Origin of the sequence: Rossellomorea marisflavi, assembly GCF_009806575.1 — a bacterium.
GTDB classification, from domain to species: Bacteria; Bacillota; Bacilli; order Bacillales; family Bacillaceae_B; genus Rossellomorea; species Rossellomorea marisflavi_A.
The window spans coordinates 1,806,578-1,820,652 of the sequence record NZ_CP047095.1; the positions used below are offsets into that span (position 1 = coordinate 1,806,578).

At 47.6% G+C, this 14,075-nt stretch carries 18 protein-coding genes and 1 pseudogene; 14 read left to right on the plus strand and 5 right to left on the minus strand.

Annotated elements, in window-relative coordinates; translation table 11 throughout:
• Nucleotides 1-8 precede the first annotated feature (8 nt).
• From coxB to D5E69_RS09500, 7 genes and pseudogenes are all read left to right on the plus strand, one after another.
• Entirely contained in the window at nt 9-1,085 is a 1,077-nt protein-coding gene (coxB, locus tag D5E69_RS09470; RefSeq protein ID WP_048004173.1) for a cytochrome c oxidase subunit II, read from the plus strand.
• 29 nt (nt 1,086-1,114) lie between these two features.
• Nucleotides 1,115-2,985 (plus strand): annotated as a pseudogene (gene ctaD / locus D5E69_RS09475) (cytochrome c oxidase subunit I).
• Complete coding sequence (locus D5E69_RS09480; RefSeq protein ID WP_048004171.1) at nt 2,985-3,614, plus strand: cytochrome (ubi)quinol oxidase subunit III; 630 nt, start codon at nt 2,985-2,987, stop codon at nt 3,612-3,614. Before ctaD ends, D5E69_RS09480 begins: the two are co-directional and overlap by 1 nt.
• A gap of 4 nt (nt 3,615-3,618) precedes the next feature.
• Entirely contained in the window at nt 3,619-3,951 is a 333-nt protein-coding gene (gene ctaF / locus D5E69_RS09485; RefSeq protein WP_048004170.1) for a cytochrome c oxidase subunit IVB, read from the plus strand.
• Between the two features lie 162 nt (nt 3,952-4,113).
• Nucleotides 4,114-5,022, plus strand: coding sequence for a cytochrome c oxidase assembly factor CtaG (gene ctaG, locus D5E69_RS09490; protein ID WP_048004169.1), 909 nt, complete (start codon nt 4,114-4,116; stop codon nt 5,020-5,022).
• Between the two features lie 40 nt (nt 5,023-5,062).
• Nucleotides 5,063-5,524, plus strand: coding sequence for a DUF420 domain-containing protein (locus tag D5E69_RS09495; protein ID WP_048004168.1), 462 nt, complete (start codon nt 5,063-5,065; stop codon nt 5,522-5,524).
• 150 nt (nt 5,525-5,674) lie between these two features.
• On the plus strand, nt 5,675-6,796 hold the full coding sequence (locus D5E69_RS09500; protein ID WP_159129594.1) for a GNAT family N-acetyltransferase: 1,122 nt from the start codon (nt 5,675-5,677) through the stop codon (nt 6,794-6,796).
• Between the two features lie 45 nt (nt 6,797-6,841).
• Here D5E69_RS09500 and ytvI read toward each other — a convergent pair whose 3' ends face one another.
• Entirely contained in the window at nt 6,842-7,900 is a 1,059-nt protein-coding gene (gene ytvI, locus D5E69_RS09505; protein WP_048004166.1) for a sporulation integral membrane protein YtvI, read from the minus strand.
• 140 nt (nt 7,901-8,040) lie between these two features.
• Complete coding sequence (locus D5E69_RS09510; RefSeq protein ID WP_048004165.1) at nt 8,041-8,400, minus strand: YugN family protein; 360 nt, start codon at nt 8,398-8,400, stop codon at nt 8,041-8,043.
• Nucleotides 8,401-8,716: 316 nt separating this feature from the next.
• On the opposite strand from D5E69_RS09510, the gene D5E69_RS09515 reads away from it, so the two are divergent.
• Entirely contained in the window at nt 8,717-9,769 is a 1,053-nt protein-coding gene (locus D5E69_RS09515) for a CAP domain-containing protein (protein WP_231578818.1), read from the plus strand.
• Nucleotides 9,770-9,798: 29 nt separating this feature from the next.
• Here D5E69_RS09515 and D5E69_RS09520 read toward each other — a convergent pair whose 3' ends face one another.
• Nucleotides 9,799-10,278, minus strand: coding sequence for a PaaI family thioesterase (locus D5E69_RS09520; RefSeq protein WP_048013039.1), 480 nt, complete (start codon nt 10,276-10,278; stop codon nt 9,799-9,801).
• Nucleotides 10,279-10,413: 135 nt separating this feature from the next.
• Between D5E69_RS09520 and D5E69_RS09525 the strand changes: the two genes are divergently transcribed.
• The 4 genes from D5E69_RS09525 to D5E69_RS09540 all read left to right on the plus strand — a co-directional run bounded on the left by D5E69_RS09525 (nt 10,414) and on the right by D5E69_RS09540 (nt 12,015).
• On the plus strand, nt 10,414-10,818 hold the full coding sequence (locus D5E69_RS09525) for a YlbD family protein (RefSeq protein WP_231578820.1): 405 nt from the start codon (nt 10,414-10,416) through the stop codon (nt 10,816-10,818).
• Between the two features lie 14 nt (nt 10,819-10,832).
• The gene (locus D5E69_RS09530) at nt 10,833-11,069 is read left to right on the plus strand and encodes a YlbE-like family protein (protein ID WP_048004162.1); all 237 of its coding nucleotides are present in this window, start codon (nt 10,833-10,835) and stop codon (nt 11,067-11,069) included.
• Nucleotides 11,070-11,132: 63 nt separating this feature from the next.
• The gene (locus D5E69_RS09535) at nt 11,133-11,510 is read left to right on the plus strand and encodes a hypothetical protein (RefSeq protein WP_063191184.1); all 378 of its coding nucleotides are present in this window, start codon (nt 11,133-11,135) and stop codon (nt 11,508-11,510) included.
• A gap of 55 nt (nt 11,511-11,565) precedes the next feature.
• Nucleotides 11,566-12,015, plus strand: a complete 450-nt coding sequence (locus D5E69_RS09540; protein ID WP_048004160.1) for a YlbF/YmcA family competence regulator — start codon at nt 11,566-11,568, stop codon at nt 12,013-12,015.
• A gap of 38 nt (nt 12,016-12,053) precedes the next feature.
• Here D5E69_RS09540 and D5E69_RS09545 read toward each other — a convergent pair whose 3' ends face one another.
• On the minus strand, nt 12,054-12,404 hold the full coding sequence (locus D5E69_RS09545) for a hypothetical protein (RefSeq protein ID WP_053072120.1): 351 nt from the start codon (nt 12,402-12,404) through the stop codon (nt 12,054-12,056).
• A 67-nt stretch (nt 12,405-12,471) separates the two neighbouring features.
• Between D5E69_RS09545 and D5E69_RS09550 the strand changes: the two genes are divergently transcribed.
• Nucleotides 12,472-12,747, plus strand: a complete 276-nt coding sequence (locus D5E69_RS09550; RefSeq protein ID WP_048004159.1) for a YlbG family protein — start codon at nt 12,472-12,474, stop codon at nt 12,745-12,747.
• A gap of 27 nt (nt 12,748-12,774) precedes the next feature.
• Here D5E69_RS09550 and D5E69_RS09555 read toward each other — a convergent pair whose 3' ends face one another.
• Entirely contained in the window at nt 12,775-13,164 is a 390-nt protein-coding gene (locus tag D5E69_RS09555) for a DUF7147 family protein (protein ID WP_159129595.1), read from the minus strand.
• 339 nt (nt 13,165-13,503) lie between these two features.
• Between D5E69_RS09555 and rsmD the strand changes: the two genes are divergently transcribed.
• Nucleotides 13,504-14,058, plus strand: coding sequence for a 16S rRNA (guanine(966)-N(2))-methyltransferase RsmD (gene rsmD / locus D5E69_RS09560; RefSeq protein ID WP_048004157.1), 555 nt, complete (start codon nt 13,504-13,506; stop codon nt 14,056-14,058).
• The last annotated feature ends 17 nt before the right edge of the window (nt 14,059-14,075 follow it).

A 14,075-nucleotide genomic window follows, 5' to 3' on the forward strand; every position in this document is an offset into this window, starting at 1 on the left:
ATTAAGCTATGAAAGCAAGGCTATCCAAGTGGCGTCTATTCACGATCCTCGCGATGGTGGCGCTCGTCCTTTCAGGTTGCGGGGAACCGTTCCTATCCACTTTACAGCCTGCGGGTGAAGTAGCGCAGGACCAATATGATCTCATGATCTTGTCGACATTGATCATGGTTCTTGTCATCATCGTAGTCGTTATTGTCTACATGATTGCCATTATCCGTTTCCGCAGGAAAAAAGGCGACAAAACGATTCCAAAGCAGGTCGAGGGGAGCCACACACTCGAGATCATCTGGACGGTCATTCCGATCATCCTGCTGTTGATCCTGGCTGTACCGACCGTCACATCAACGTTTAAACTTGCCGATACGAAGGCAATGGACAAGAAGGATGCAGATGGTAAACGGGAAGCACTCGTGATCAACGTCCGTGCCAATCTGTACTGGTGGGAATTCGAATATCCGGATGAGAAGATCATCACATCACAGGATCTCGTTGTACCGACCGACCAAAGGGTTTACTTCAATGTTACAGCTTCTGACGTGAAGCATTCGTTCTGGATTCCGGCAGCAGGCGGAAAGATCGATACGAACGTGGATAACGTCAATAAGTTCTTCCTTGAATTCGATGGGGAAAAAGCGAAGGAAGCAGAGGGGCTCTTCTACGGGAAATGTGCAGAGCTTTGTGGACCTTCCCATGCGTTGATGGACTTCAAGGTTAAAGCGCTTCCGCAGGAGGAATACACTGCCTGGGTTGACGATATGAAAAATGCAGGAGAACCGGAGCCTTCCTCGGACCTTGCAAAAGAAGGACAGGAGATCTTCAATAACAAATGTCTTGCCTGTCACGCTGTTTCACCGCAGGACGGTCGACCGGAGCAGGCTCGGACAGCACCGAACCTTGCCACATTCGGTGAGCGTAACAGGATCGCCGGTGTCCTGGATCACAATGAAGAAGAGCTGAAAAACTGGCTCAGCGATCCGGACCAATACAAGCCTGGTAATAAGATGACAGGTACATACGGCAAATTGACCGATGATGAGATGGATGCACTGGCAGAATATCTCATGGGTCTGAAGGTACAAGATTAAAGGGGAAAGAGTAAAAGGGAGGTTTAATCGTGAGTAGCTACGCACAGAAAAAAGGCTTCGGCGCGACTCTTTGGGATTACCTGACAACAGTGGATCACAAAAAGATCGCCATCCTTTACCTCGCGGCAGGGGGATTCTTCTTCCTCGTCGGTGGTTTGGAAGCCCTTATCATACGTATACAGCTGGCGGTACCGAATAATGATTTCGTAAGCGCCGGTTTGTACAACGAAGTATTGACCATGCACGGTACGACCATGATTTTCCTGGCAGCCATGCCACTGATTTTTGCATTCATGAATGCAGTCGTCCCGCTCCAGATCGGCGCGCGTGATGTAGCATTCCCATTCCTGAACTCATTGGGCTTCTGGCTGTTCTTTGCCGGAGGGGTGTTCCTGAACCTGTCATGGTTCCTGGGCGGTGCTCCCGATGCAGGATGGACGTCTTATGCGTCCTTATCACTGAACTCACCCGGACACGGGATCGATTTCTATGTCCTCGGACTTCAAATATCCGGGGCAGGTACGCTGATCGGGGGATCAACTTCCTCGTCACCATAATCAATATGAGGGCTCCTGGAATGACCTATATGCGTATGCCATTGTTCACATGGACCGTATTCGTCACATCCGCTCTCATCTTGTTCGCTTTCCCGGCTTTGACCGTGGGATTATTCCTGATGTTATTCGACCGCATGTTCGGTTCTAATTTCTTCGTTGTCGCCAATGGCGGTAACACGATCATCTGGGAGCATTTCTTCTGGATCTTCGGACATCCTGAAGTATATATCCTCGTGCTACCGGCATTCGGAATATTCTCAGAAATCATTCCTCATTTCTCGAGGAAGCGTCTGTTTGGATACTCTTCCATGGTATTTGCCACAGTATTGATCGGATTCCTCGGCTTCATGGTGTGGGCTCACCACATGTTCACAGTCGGACTCGGCCCGATCGCCAATGCGATCTTCGCGGTAGCTACCATGGCCATTGCAGTACCAACGGGGATCAAGATCTTCAACTGGCTCCTCACGATGTGGGGCGGCAGTCTCAGCTTTACGACACCGATGCTTTATGCGGTCGCCTTCATACCGACCTTCGTAGCGGGTGGGGTAACCGGCATCATGAATGCATCTGCGACTGCAGATTATCAGTTCCATGATACGTATTTCGTCGTTGCCCATTTCCACTATGTCATCGTAGGGGGAGTCGTATTCGCACTTCTAGCCGGTACACATTATTACTGGCCGAAAATCTTTGGGACCATGCTGAATGACTTCTTAGGAAAGATTACGTTCTGGTTGTTCTTCATCGGCTTCCACCTCACGTTCTTCATCCAGCATTTCCTCGGATTGATGGGAATGCCGCGTCGTATTTGGAAGTTCCTTCCTGGTCAAGGTCTTGACAATGGAAACCTGGTATCTTCCATCGGAGCAGGATTCATGGGCGTAGCTGTCATCTTCCTGTTGATCAATATCATCTCTACACAGGTGAAAGGTGTCCGGGTCGGCAATGATCCATGGGGCGACGGACGTACCATCGAATGGGCCATTCCGTCACCGCCGCCATTCTACAACTTTAAACAGACGCCGCTTATTCGCGGATTGGACGCGTACTGGCTGGAGAAGATGGAAGGGAAGGACGGGTTGACGCCTGCGGAACCAATCGGTGATATCCATATGCCGAATAATTCCATCATCCCGCTCATCGTTTCGCTCGGTCTATTCATCGCCGCTTTCGGTGCTATGTATCATGTGGATGACAAAGCATGGGCACTTCCTGTCCTGATCATCGGCATGCTGATCACACTCGGAGCGATGTTCTTCCGTTCGGTCCTTGATGATCACGGATACCATGTCCATAAGGAAGATCTGCTTGATGACGACGACAAAGGGGGTAAGGCATAATGCACGCAGATGAAAAATTCACGCCTAAGACCTGGCCGGCCTCCCCTGAGAAGGCCACCCTTGAAGGAAAGAATAAATTTATGGGCTTCTGGTTTTTCCTTGGTGGAGAAACCGTCCTGTTCGGATCTCTTTTTGCCACCTATCTGGCACTGAAGGATAAAGTACCAAGTGACAGCCATGCCCTTGCAAAGGATATATTTGATCTGCCGCTGGCATTCCTTGCCACGATGCTCCTTTTGGTCAGCTCACTGACAAGCGTTTATGCCATGTACCATATGAAGAACTACAATGTGAAAAGGATGCAGGCCTGGTTATTGATCACGGTTCTGCTCGGTGCAGCATTCCTTGCACTGGAGATCTATGAGTTCAATCACTATGTACATGAATATGGTCACACTTTCACTAGTTCTGCTTTCGGATCTGCTTTCTATACCCTTGTAGGCTTCCACGGGGCTCACGTGGCTTTCGGACTTCTTTGGATCGTGACACTCATGCTGAGGAATGCCAAAAGGGGATTGAACCTTTACAACGCGCCGAAATTCTATCTTGCTTCACTCTATTGGCATTTTATCGACGTTGTTTGGGTATTTATCTTTACAGTAGTATATCTAATGGGAATGGTGGGATAAACTGATGGCGAATCAACAATCAAATTCAGGTAACCCAAGCGTGGATTACGAGTACAGACGCAGGAAGAACAAAGAAGACATGCGGATGCAGCTCACAGCATTCATGCTCATGATCTTCTTGACATTGATTGCATTCATTGCTGTGGCAGGGGATTTCGATAAATATTTCGTCCTTCCCTTCATCCTGCTTCTTGCCGTGGTCCAGCTTGTATTCCAATTGTATTATTTCATGCATATGAGCCATAAAGGACATGAAGCTCCGGCGCTTTTCCTGTATTCAGGTGCGTTGGTGGCATTCATCACGATTTTGGCTTTCCTAACCATCGTTTGGATCTAAAAGAGGGAATGACCGGCCACGGAGTTTGTGGCCGGTCATTTTTCTTCATGTTTGAAACGCACTGCCTCAATGTTCATGACTTTGTCAACTGGTCACATTGAAGTGCCTGAGGGGAGTCAGTATAATGAAGGTAAGTGCTATAAGTGAAATGGGGTGTGGAAAATGCCTTTGGGTATTTTTGGATTTATGGCGTTGTGGAGTCCTTTTTTCATTGTGGCTCTTGTATTTTTAACGGCGGTCTATTTTCTGCTGACCGTCAAATGGAGAAGAAGCTTTCCGGATAGCGAACCGCTGACGAAGAAGCAGGCGATCTACTTTATGTTGGGAATGCTACTCCTCTATGTAGTCAAGGGTTCACCCGTCGAGGTGTTGAGTTCCATCCTGTTTTCAGCCCATATGACCCAGATGGCCCTTCTGTATCTGGTCGTCACCCCGCTTCTCATCTTGGGAATCCCTACGTGGGTGTGGAAGGCGGTCATCAAACTTCCGGTCATCAAAAGTGTGTTCGGGTTCATGACGAAACCCTTGATATCCCTGTTGTCATTCAATGTGATTTTCTCGATTTACCATATTCCGATCGTATTCGATCATGTCAGGACGGATCCGACTTCGCATGGCCTCGCCATGACGATCCTCTTCATCCTTTCGTTGTTCATGTGGTGGCCGCTTCTGAATCCGGGGGATGAGGATATTGATCTCAGCGGACTGAAAAGGATCGGATATATCCTTGGGAGCGCTGTCCTATTGACACCTGCCTGCGGATTGATTATATTTGCTGAGAATCCTTTGTATGCACCGTACTATGACCCCCAGGAATTCATGAAAGCCCTGGCTCTATGTGTTCCTGCGAATACCCTTGATGGCCTCAGCATCAGCGGCCCTGAATTATTTACGAATATGTCCATTGAGAACGATCAGCAGCTCGGCGGTGTCATCATGAAGATCATCCAGGAGATTGTGTTCGGTGTCATGCTGTTCAATCTTTTCTTCCAATGGTACCGGAGTGATCAAGAAAAGCAGGAGAAGCTATCATATGACCCTGTCATTGATCCATCTTCCACGGAATCGTAAAAAGCACTATTTATACTAGAAAAAGCGAGGATATGAGATTATGTCGTTACCAGTCTTACCTACGATCAGCACGAGCTTTATCGTCCTTAGTGCGATCACCGTTGCCATCGGTTGGTGGCAAATAAAGAAAAGGGAATTCGAAAAACATCAGAAGACCATGACGTTGGCAGGCATCTTTGCCCTCATTTTCTTCATCATCTATGCCAGTCGTACGATATTCATTGGGAACACTTCATTCGGAGGTCCCGATGATCTGAAGATCTACTACACGATCTTCCTCGTTTTCCATATCACATTGGCCACAATCGGTGCGGTTTTCGGGCTGATGAGCTTATGGACAGGCTATCAAGATCGTCTGAAAAGACACAGGAAACTTGGTCCCATCACGAGCATCATTTGGTTCTTTACCGCTATCACCGGTGTAGCAGTATATTTGCTTCTGTACGTTTTTTACCACGGAGGGGAGACGACTTCCGTCATCAAAGCCATTCTTGGAAATTGATCAAACAGCCGCCAGCTTTTTGGCGGTTTTTTTTGTTTTCACGCATTGCAGAACGTGAGTGATTCCTGAACCTGTGGTGGGAGGGGTTGATCAATTAGAGGATATCATAGGTTCTTTACCGAATAGTTTAAGGTGGGAGGAGGATATACGATGATACGAACACTTGAAGATCGAGACTATAGCCAGTCCCTGCAGCTATCAGAATACGCGTTTCAATATAAGCTGTCTGAAGAGGAGCGGGAACAAAGACGTGAACAGATGAGGGATCAGAAGATCTATGGGATCTTCCACGACGATCACCTGGCGGCCAAGCTTCACCTCATGCCTTTTCAAACCTGGTTTGGAGAACGGATGATCTCCATGGGAGGTGTAGCGGGAGTCGCCACCTATCCGGAATATAGAAGGAACGGCTATGTACGGGAATTGCTACTCCACACCCTTGAAGAAATGAAGGGGTCCGGGCAGATCATATCCATGCTCCACCCATTTTATATCGATTTTTACCGGAAATTCGGCTGGGAGCTGTTTGCATCCTATCGTCAGATGACAGTGGGGCAGAAGGATTTAAGTCCTATACCACCCACAATGGGTACCATTCGGCGTGGACGGGTCACCAAAGAATTGAAGGAAATCTATGACCGTTACGCACAGAAACATAATGGGATGCTTGTCCGTACGGATGCATGGTGGAAGAAGAAAGAGGAACGATGGTCCATCGCGACCTATCATGCCAGTGAAATGGAAGGATACATACTATATACGATCTCCGAAGGCACGATGACCGTCGATGAATTCCTCCCTCTGACATCCGGGGCACGGAGGGGGCTGTGGAATTTTATTTGCCAGCATGATTCCATGGTTGAAACGGTTAAGGTGAAACTGGCAGAAGGGGAGGTTTTACCTCTTATGCTGAAAAATCCACGCATCAAGGTGGAGGAATATCCTTATTTCATGGCGAGGGTCGTGGATGTGGAGCCGTTTCTCGCAACGTATCTGCTGGATGCAGGACGCTTCGAAGCCTTTACATTGAAAGTGGTGGATCAATATGCTCCTTGGAATTCGACTACCTATCATCTATCGGTGAATGGGGTGGAACGACGTAAGGGCGACCAAGCAGACGTCGAATTGGACATAAGGGAATTTACAGCTTTCGCCTTCGGCTTTTTGAGTGCCGTGGATTTAGCAGCCATGGGCCATATCGGCGCGGGCGAGGTGACCATGCTTGAATCGATCAGTACGGCAAGGCCGACCTGCTTCCAGGATTTTTTCTGATTCAACGACAAAAGGAGCTCCAGACGGGGCTCCTTTTGTACGGTGTTACAATTTGAAATTGAGCTTGATGATCCCCGCTTCCTTAGCGGAGTTGAACAGGATCAGCAAAAAAGGACCAATGACGAATCCCATGACTCCGAAGAGCTTGAGGCCGAGATACATGGCGATAAGTGTTGCCAGGGGAGAGAGTCCGATATGCGTACCCATGACTTTTGGTTCGACCGTCCTTCTGATGATCAGGAGGATGGCAGCGAGCACTGAAAGCTGCGTCCCAAGACTGATGTCTCCCGTGATGAAGTGGTAAAGAGCCCACGGTCCAAGTATGGCAATGGAACCAACGAGGGGCAGGAAATCAATGAACCAGATGATGACCGACATGATGATGGCCACTTCAGGGGCGATGATGAGCAATCCGATCAACGTCACGATGAAGATGAGGATGCTGACCAGGAACTGAGCCTTGAAGAATCCGAAGAATACCCCTGTCATCCTCGAGATCATAAAGTTTACCTTTTCAGCCGTCGCATCTGTCAAATGACTGTAGATCATATGTTTGATGCGGGGGAGATCAAGCATGAACAGGAACAGTGCAATGAGAAAGACGAGAAGGCTGACCAGGAAGTTGGGTATGTATGTTAGATACGCACTTATCTTTTCTAAATTGAAGGACTGCAGGATCTTGGATTTTGACCGGTCCAGGAAGTGCTGCACATCATTAGAGAATTCCTTTACGATTGTATCGGGGAGGTCTTTGGATAAGTCGAGGAGTCGATCCTCATATTCTTCCCATATGTCTCCTACCTTTGAAATATAGTGAGGGGTGTTTTCAACGAGTTTGACCCCTTCTCCAACGACTTTGGTTGTCACAAAATAACTGGTGACGCCCAAAAGGAGCAAAAAGAGTATAAAGATGCTCATGACCGCCACTTTCCGTTTCCAATCGAAACGCCCTTGAAGCATTCTGACTGATGGTTCCAGAATCAAGGCCGTCATGAATGCCAAGATCAGTGGCAATGAAATGGGCAGTATGAAAAGACAGAGCAGGATGAACACGATGAACAGCCCGAGATAAAGCAAGAACTTTTTGTTTTTAAGTCTAGCCAATGGAGTACTCCTTCCTACGTCACGCTATATCTATATTATATGTGACGGCTAAAAGATTGAACAGTTATTTTGAATGGCGGAAAAGAAATTTCAAAGCAGGCCTGGACATAATAAAAGACTGCCCGGGGCAGTCTTATGTATTACCAAGCAAATTCGGCTGCTTCTTTCTTAACATCGTTCAAGAGTTTCTCACAGGAGGTGATCAGATGCTTCGGGAAGGTCTCGCCTTCTCCATATTCCACCCCATGAGGATAGTAGTGCTTGCCGAGCAGCGGTGTCAAGAGCTGGATGATGGCATCGTGCTTGCCTATGTCCCCTTCAACGGCATGGCCCTGCAGCCGCAGATAAAACGTGCCTTCGCGAATTTCGAATTTACGGTCATAGGTCACACGTTCATAATCCCATTGACCTGCACGGACGAGTCCGTGGGACTCCATGATGTCATCCAGTCGATTCAAGTCGACTTTAATCTCTTCAAAGCCAGTTTCAGTGAAATGCATTGTATTCCCTCCTAGATGGTCAAGCGATAGCCTTTCCCTTACGAAAAGGTGCCTTATCTTCTCCTATTAATAATAGTGGAAAAAACGTTTTCATGCAATGTCTTCCAGTAGAAGAAGATGACGATTTGCGCAATGTTTTCCTCATTTTCTGAATATAATCCTCATCGACTTCTTGAATCCGAGAATCCCTAGTGTTGAGAGAGTGAAAAATATGCTATCCTTTAATGTAGGCAGATTGAACAAAAGGATACTACCTCTACCACCTGAAACATATAATGATAGTAAATAGAGAAGGGAGGGGGAAGATCTGAAGACCTTGCTTAGGATCGGCATTATTCTGATCATTTTCACCGTGTTCGGAATCTATCAGGATCAGAAACAGGAAAATGAACCGCTAAAGGGTCCTGACGTCCAGACGCTGGAGGACAAAGATGATCAACTGGATCAGTCGACAGAGACCCCGCCTGGAGAAAGACCGAAATCCGGATTATCCGTGTATATCGGTAAGGACGTCAGCGAAATCAAAAAAGAATTCGGAGAACCGGACCGCATTGATGACAGTGCGTTTAACTATGATTGGTGGGTCTACAATGTGCCGGATACTGAGTATATACAATTCGGGGTCAAGGACAAGAAAGTGGTCACTCTTTATGCCATCGGGAACGGCCTTGATGTTGCCCCGTATAAATTAGGACAGAAGCTTGAGGACATTTATCGATTCACCATCGTCGACTCTGAAATCGTCGTCAAGTCTGATTCCGGATCCTATCAATTTGAATTGAATGAAGAGGATCTCAATACAAGACTCCTGGTCCCCCTCGGCGATCTGTATGCCCAATTGTATCTGGACAAGTTCACCGGTGAACTATCGAGTATCCGATTCATGGACAGTGACACCCTTGTTGCGACGCATCCTTATGAAATGATGTATAGAGGGGAACTGGCAGAAGAGGAGCCGCCTTCCGAAAAAGAATGGGAGGAAGTAAACGAAGCGAACGAAAAGCAGATATACGCCATCACGAATATCATGAGGAAGCAATATGGTGAATCGACACTCCAATGGGATGAAACCACGGCGAACGCGGCAAGGGGACACAGCCGGGAAATGCATGACAAAAACTACTTTTCCCATGAATCAGATGCCATGGGCTCCCTGACGGACAGGCTGGATAAACGGGGTGTTTCCTATCAAACGGCAGGTGAGAATATCGCGTCTCAGTACCTTGATGGTCCGGAAGCCGTGCATGGATGGCTGAATTCAGATGGGCACAGGAAAATCCTGTTGGACAAGGCATTCACCCATATCGGTGTCGGGGTGTATAAAGGGTACTATACCCAGAATTTCATCAAACAGCCTGAACTTCCTTAAAGAGATCCCGGACTTCCCGGGATCTTTCTTCATTTCTTAAAGATGAAAAAGGAGCCAGTCGAGTGGGCGATGACCTTGCCATCTGACCGGAGCACTTTTCCCTCAACGACCATCGTCTTCGTCCCGTGATGGATGATCTGTCCTTTTGCAGTCAATTCACCCCCGGTGCCCGGTGCAAGATAATGGACATTCAAGTTGGTTGTCACGGCTCCGTATCCGGAAGGGAGTGCCCGATTAGCCAGTGTCCCCATGATTGTATCCACCATCGTGGCTGTAATGCCGCCATGTACGATCCCGAGAGAATTATGGGTAAGGGGAGTGATCGGGATGGAGAGCGTGAGTGTGTCCTCCTCGTTTTCCCATTCCATTGCGAAAACACCGCCAAGGAGCGGTCCCCCATCCTCCTGTTTTTTCCTCATGCCGGTCAGCAGCTGACGAAGGGAATGAAGATCTTCCTCTGTTGCGTGTTCCATGCACTCATTCAAAAGCCTCGATAAATCTTCTTTCATCGTATTCCATCCTTCTTTCCTTATGATGACTCATTTTACGTCCCGTCCATCGTACTATATCCATGATCGTTTCACCAATCTTTTTCTCCTTTCATACACTGTACTAGGTAAATGTCTGAATGGGAGGTGTGGGGAGTGGGGAAGTTACATCCGAAAGTAAATGAATTCAAGGAATTTGTGAAGAAACACCCTAAGATCATCAAGGACGTGAGGAGCGGTCAGGCAAGCTGGCAGGAGTTGTTTGAGGACTGGTATCTTCTCGGGGAAGATGATACGCGATGGAACAGCTACAGAGCAACCTCCGAGCAAAAGGAAGAGAAAAAAGCAGAGGAATCGAAAAATGGCTGGATGGACCAAGTCGGGGAAATCGTCAAGAAAATGGACGCCAATCAGCTGCAGAAGCATATCACCAACCTAAGTGAAGCGCTGGGGACTGTCCAGGGTGTCATCAGTCAGTTCCAATCCGGTAAGGGAGATACAGCGCCAAGGGAAGAAAAACCCAAACGGCCTTCTCACCCGTTTTCATTCAGACAGGATTAAGGAGGGGACCAGAGTTGAGAAGTGATATTATCGAATACATCCATGCAAGCGATGACTTGAAGCGATATCTCCGGGATGCACCCCAGTGGTATCGCACGCTTTCCAGGAATCCAGATCAACTGGAAAAGTTTGAGATCGCTTCGATTCATCATTTCGAAAAAACAATCCCCCATCGGGTGCAGAAGTTTTCAAACGGCGTGCAGATGGCCTCGATGATGATTTCCATGTTTCAGGCCATGAACAGTGAATGATGAAAAGAGCTCCGGATAATAATTGAAAGGATGGGGATGGCTAATAGCAAGGAGTGATGGAAGATGAAAAGAAGAACCCTTCTTGCTATTGGGCTTGTTACCGTATTATCGGGGTGCAGGGATACCCCACCGGAGCCAAAAAGCGTAGCGGCTTCTGCACACGTGCAAAACAGCTTATCAGTGAAACATCTCACCCGGGGCAACGAGGTGCTAGTAGAGTGCATCGCTACGGGTGTGACGTTTACAGATAAACAAAAGGGTGCCACGGCTGGAAAGATCGTGATCAGATCCGCCACAGCAAACGTGTATGAAGAGCATCGCACGGCTGCTTTTATCATCAAAGGCATGCCCAAGGGAACCCATTTGATCGAACTTGATGTCGTAGGGATGGATAATAAGTCACTCGGCATGAAGAAAAAATTCTATGTGACCATCTCATAGCATATTCGCTTCCGGCCTCTATTTCTGTTAGAATACGGATATGGAGGTGGGCATGATGCTTGCTACTATTGAAAGGATGGAAATCCTGGACACTGCAGATGAACTATCTCAGATGATTTTGCAGTCAGAGGTGGTCGAGTACTATCGCAAGTGTTTATATAAAATGCAAAACAACGAAGAAACGCAGCGCAAGGTAAGGCGTTTCACCAAAATGAAGGACCTGTATGAAGAGGTTCAGCGTTTTGGCCGCTATCATCCCGATTATAAAACGGTGATGAAAGAAATCCGTGAGGTCAAGCGGGAAATGGACCTCGATGATCACGTAGCGGAGTTCCGAAGGGCTGAAAATGAACTTCAGGACCTGCTCGATGAAGTCAGCCTTTTGATCGGGCATTCGGTTTCGACCAATGTCAAGGTTCCTTCTGGTAACCCCTTCTTTTCTTCCGGAGGAGGTTCCTGCGGGGGAGGCTGCGGATCCGGAGGCAGCTGCAGCTGTTCTGCATAAAAGAAATCAGGCGGATCCCATTCCGCCTGATTTCTTTTTTATTTGAAACGGACACAATCAGGACAGAGGTTCCCACAACAGAACATTTTCTCCTGCGGCACATAGAAACGGTGCCGATACACAGAGAGGTCTCCTGCTGCCCTGAAAAAAATCGTTTCCGAGTGGAGCCTTTTCCCCCGCATGGCCCGGGCAGACCATTTCCGGATGCTGTATTCCAGTTCTTCCCGACCAAGTTCCGACTCCACATACAAAAAAGGGATCCCGGCTCGCTTTTGAACCCTGGCGTTCAAGATCTGCTCTTCTGCCTGAAGATGACTGAGGAATAGTTGCCAAATGGTTTCAAGGTCCATCGATTTCACTCCGTTCGCATTGGGTTCACGTGTCATCATGCGCTTGATTGTTTCCTTCGGTTTATGCTAGACTTGAAAAAAAGTGATTCCTAAAAGGGGAAGCAATATGTTGACGGAGAGACAAGGTTTAGTTGTTTATTTACATAGTCTGAAGCATGCGAAGTCCCTTCGTCGCTTCGGAAATGTGCATTACGTATCAAGGAAGATGAAATATGTGGTCCTTTACTGCAACCAGGAAGATCTCCAGAGCATCATGGATAAAATCTCGGGATATTCCTATGTGAAGCGGGTAGACCCATCCCACAAGCCGTTTATTAAGTCCGTGTTCGAGAACTCACGGCCTGATAAGGCGAAAGAGTACGATTATAAGATGGGCTTTTAAGAGATGCCGGGTGACGGCATCTCTTTTCTATTGCAACGGAGGGATGTAGTGATTCAATCTGAGTATGGCAATCAGATGCTGGTAATAGAGCGCCTTTTCAGGATAGAGGGTCGACGGCTTTACATCCATCTCGATGACGGTCTTTCCGAGACCCCTGGCCGTCTCTTCAAACAGGCTGTAGCGCTTGTTCTGAAGCGCGTGTGGATTCGGCACGCCTTCCCTGCAAATGTAGATCGCTTGGAATCCGCCTTCTGTGGTGGGCTCCATCATGACGGCAAGTGACGTGACGGCGCGGTCTTTCACTTCCGTATGAAAGGCCATCATATGCTTGAGCCGGTCTTGGTTGTGTTCAGCAAGCGCCATCAACTCATAAATATCAGAAAATCCTTCTCCGAGCTCGATAAAACGTTGAATCATGGTATTCCCCTTTTCCTTTATGTATTGACATCCATTATTTCAAAATTGGCCATAATAGTAAAGGAGCGCCAAACATAAAAAGCCCTGCAGTCATACTGCAGGGTCCTTCCATATCCATTACTGGATTGAAGGCAAAGGGAGAGGAGAAACCGGAGGAAGAACTTATGGGGAATCGTAAGTCTTCTCCGCGGTTGGCAACAACATCAGTAGAGATGCTGTTACCTACATTATCACCAAAGACCCATGAAATATACCTACAATCTGAAAAAATCGGGCTGTGGCGATTCTTGTTGAAATATGATAGGATAATGAAGAAAAATACATATATGGTGGATGATTATGAGAGTAATTTCAGGAAGTTTCAAAGGTAGACAGCTGAAGGCCGTACCTGGAAGCGGGACAAGGCCGACAACGGATAAAGTGAAAGAATCCCTTTTTAATATGATCGGGCCTTATTTCGAGGGAGGAACAGCCCTGGATCTCTTTGCGGGAAGCGGTGGCCTCGGGATCGAGGGCTTGAGCAGGGGGCTTGATGCGGTCGTATTCGTGGACCGGGATCATCAGGCAATCAAGACAATCAAAATGAATCTTGCCGAATTGGGGCTTGGAGATCATAGTGAAGTGTATCGCAATGACGCAGTCAGGGCAGTGAAGGCGCTCATCAAAAGGGAAATGACGTTTGATTATATTTTTCTTGATCCACCCTATAAACAGCAGAAGCTCCATGATCTGCTCACGTCCATAAATGAGCATGCACTTCTGAATGAAAACGGTTCCATTGTGTGTGAGCATAGTTCTGATATCCGTTTGGCCGATCAGGTGGGGAGCTTGCATAAGATAAGGGAAGAAACATACGGGATCATTCGAATTGCCATCTTTAAACAGGAAGATTAAACGAAATCTGGAGGATA

What these genes read in the sequence shown, in the direction of transcription:
- D5E69_RS09545 (WP_053072120.1), bottom strand. Translation starts at nt 12,404, where the DNA reads ATGATGACACGTGAACCCAATGCGAACGGAGTGAAATCGATGGACCTT.
- D5E69_RS09510 (WP_048004165.1), bottom strand. Translation starts at nt 8,400, where the DNA reads ATGCATTTCACTGAAACTGGCTTTGAAGAGATTAAAGTCGACTTGAAT.
- D5E69_RS09535 (WP_063191184.1), top strand. Translation starts at nt 11,133, where the DNA reads ATGAAAAGAAGAACCCTTCTTGCTATTGGGCTTGTTACCGTATTATCG.
- ctaG (WP_048004169.1), top strand. Translation starts at nt 4,114, where the DNA reads ATGCCTTTGGGTATTTTTGGATTTATGGCGTTGTGGAGTCCTTTTTTC.
- coxB (WP_048004173.1), top strand. Translation starts at nt 9, where the DNA reads ATGAAAGCAAGGCTATCCAAGTGGCGTCTATTCACGATCCTCGCGATG.
- D5E69_RS09550 (WP_048004159.1), top strand. Translation starts at nt 12,472, where the DNA reads ATGTTGACGGAGAGACAAGGTTTAGTTGTTTATTTACATAGTCTGAAG.
- D5E69_RS09480 (WP_048004171.1), top strand. Translation starts at nt 2,985, where the DNA reads ATGCACGCAGATGAAAAATTCACGCCTAAGACCTGGCCGGCCTCCCCT.
- ctaF (WP_048004170.1), top strand. Translation starts at nt 3,619, where the DNA reads ATGGCGAATCAACAATCAAATTCAGGTAACCCAAGCGTGGATTACGAG.
- D5E69_RS09540 (WP_048004160.1), top strand. Translation starts at nt 11,566, where the DNA reads ATGCTTGCTACTATTGAAAGGATGGAAATCCTGGACACTGCAGATGAA.
- D5E69_RS09555 (WP_159129595.1), bottom strand. Translation starts at nt 13,164, where the DNA reads ATGATTCAACGTTTTATCGAGCTCGGAGAAGGATTTTCTGATATTTAT.
- rsmD (WP_048004157.1), top strand. Translation starts at nt 13,504, where the DNA reads ATGAGAGTAATTTCAGGAAGTTTCAAAGGTAGACAGCTGAAGGCCGTA.
- D5E69_RS09520 (WP_048013039.1), bottom strand. Translation starts at nt 10,278, where the DNA reads ATGAAAGAAGATTTATCGAGGCTTTTGAATGAGTGCATGGAACACGCA.
- D5E69_RS09500 (WP_159129594.1), top strand. Translation starts at nt 5,675, where the DNA reads ATGATACGAACACTTGAAGATCGAGACTATAGCCAGTCCCTGCAGCTA.
- D5E69_RS09495 (WP_048004168.1), top strand. Translation starts at nt 5,063, where the DNA reads ATGTCGTTACCAGTCTTACCTACGATCAGCACGAGCTTTATCGTCCTT.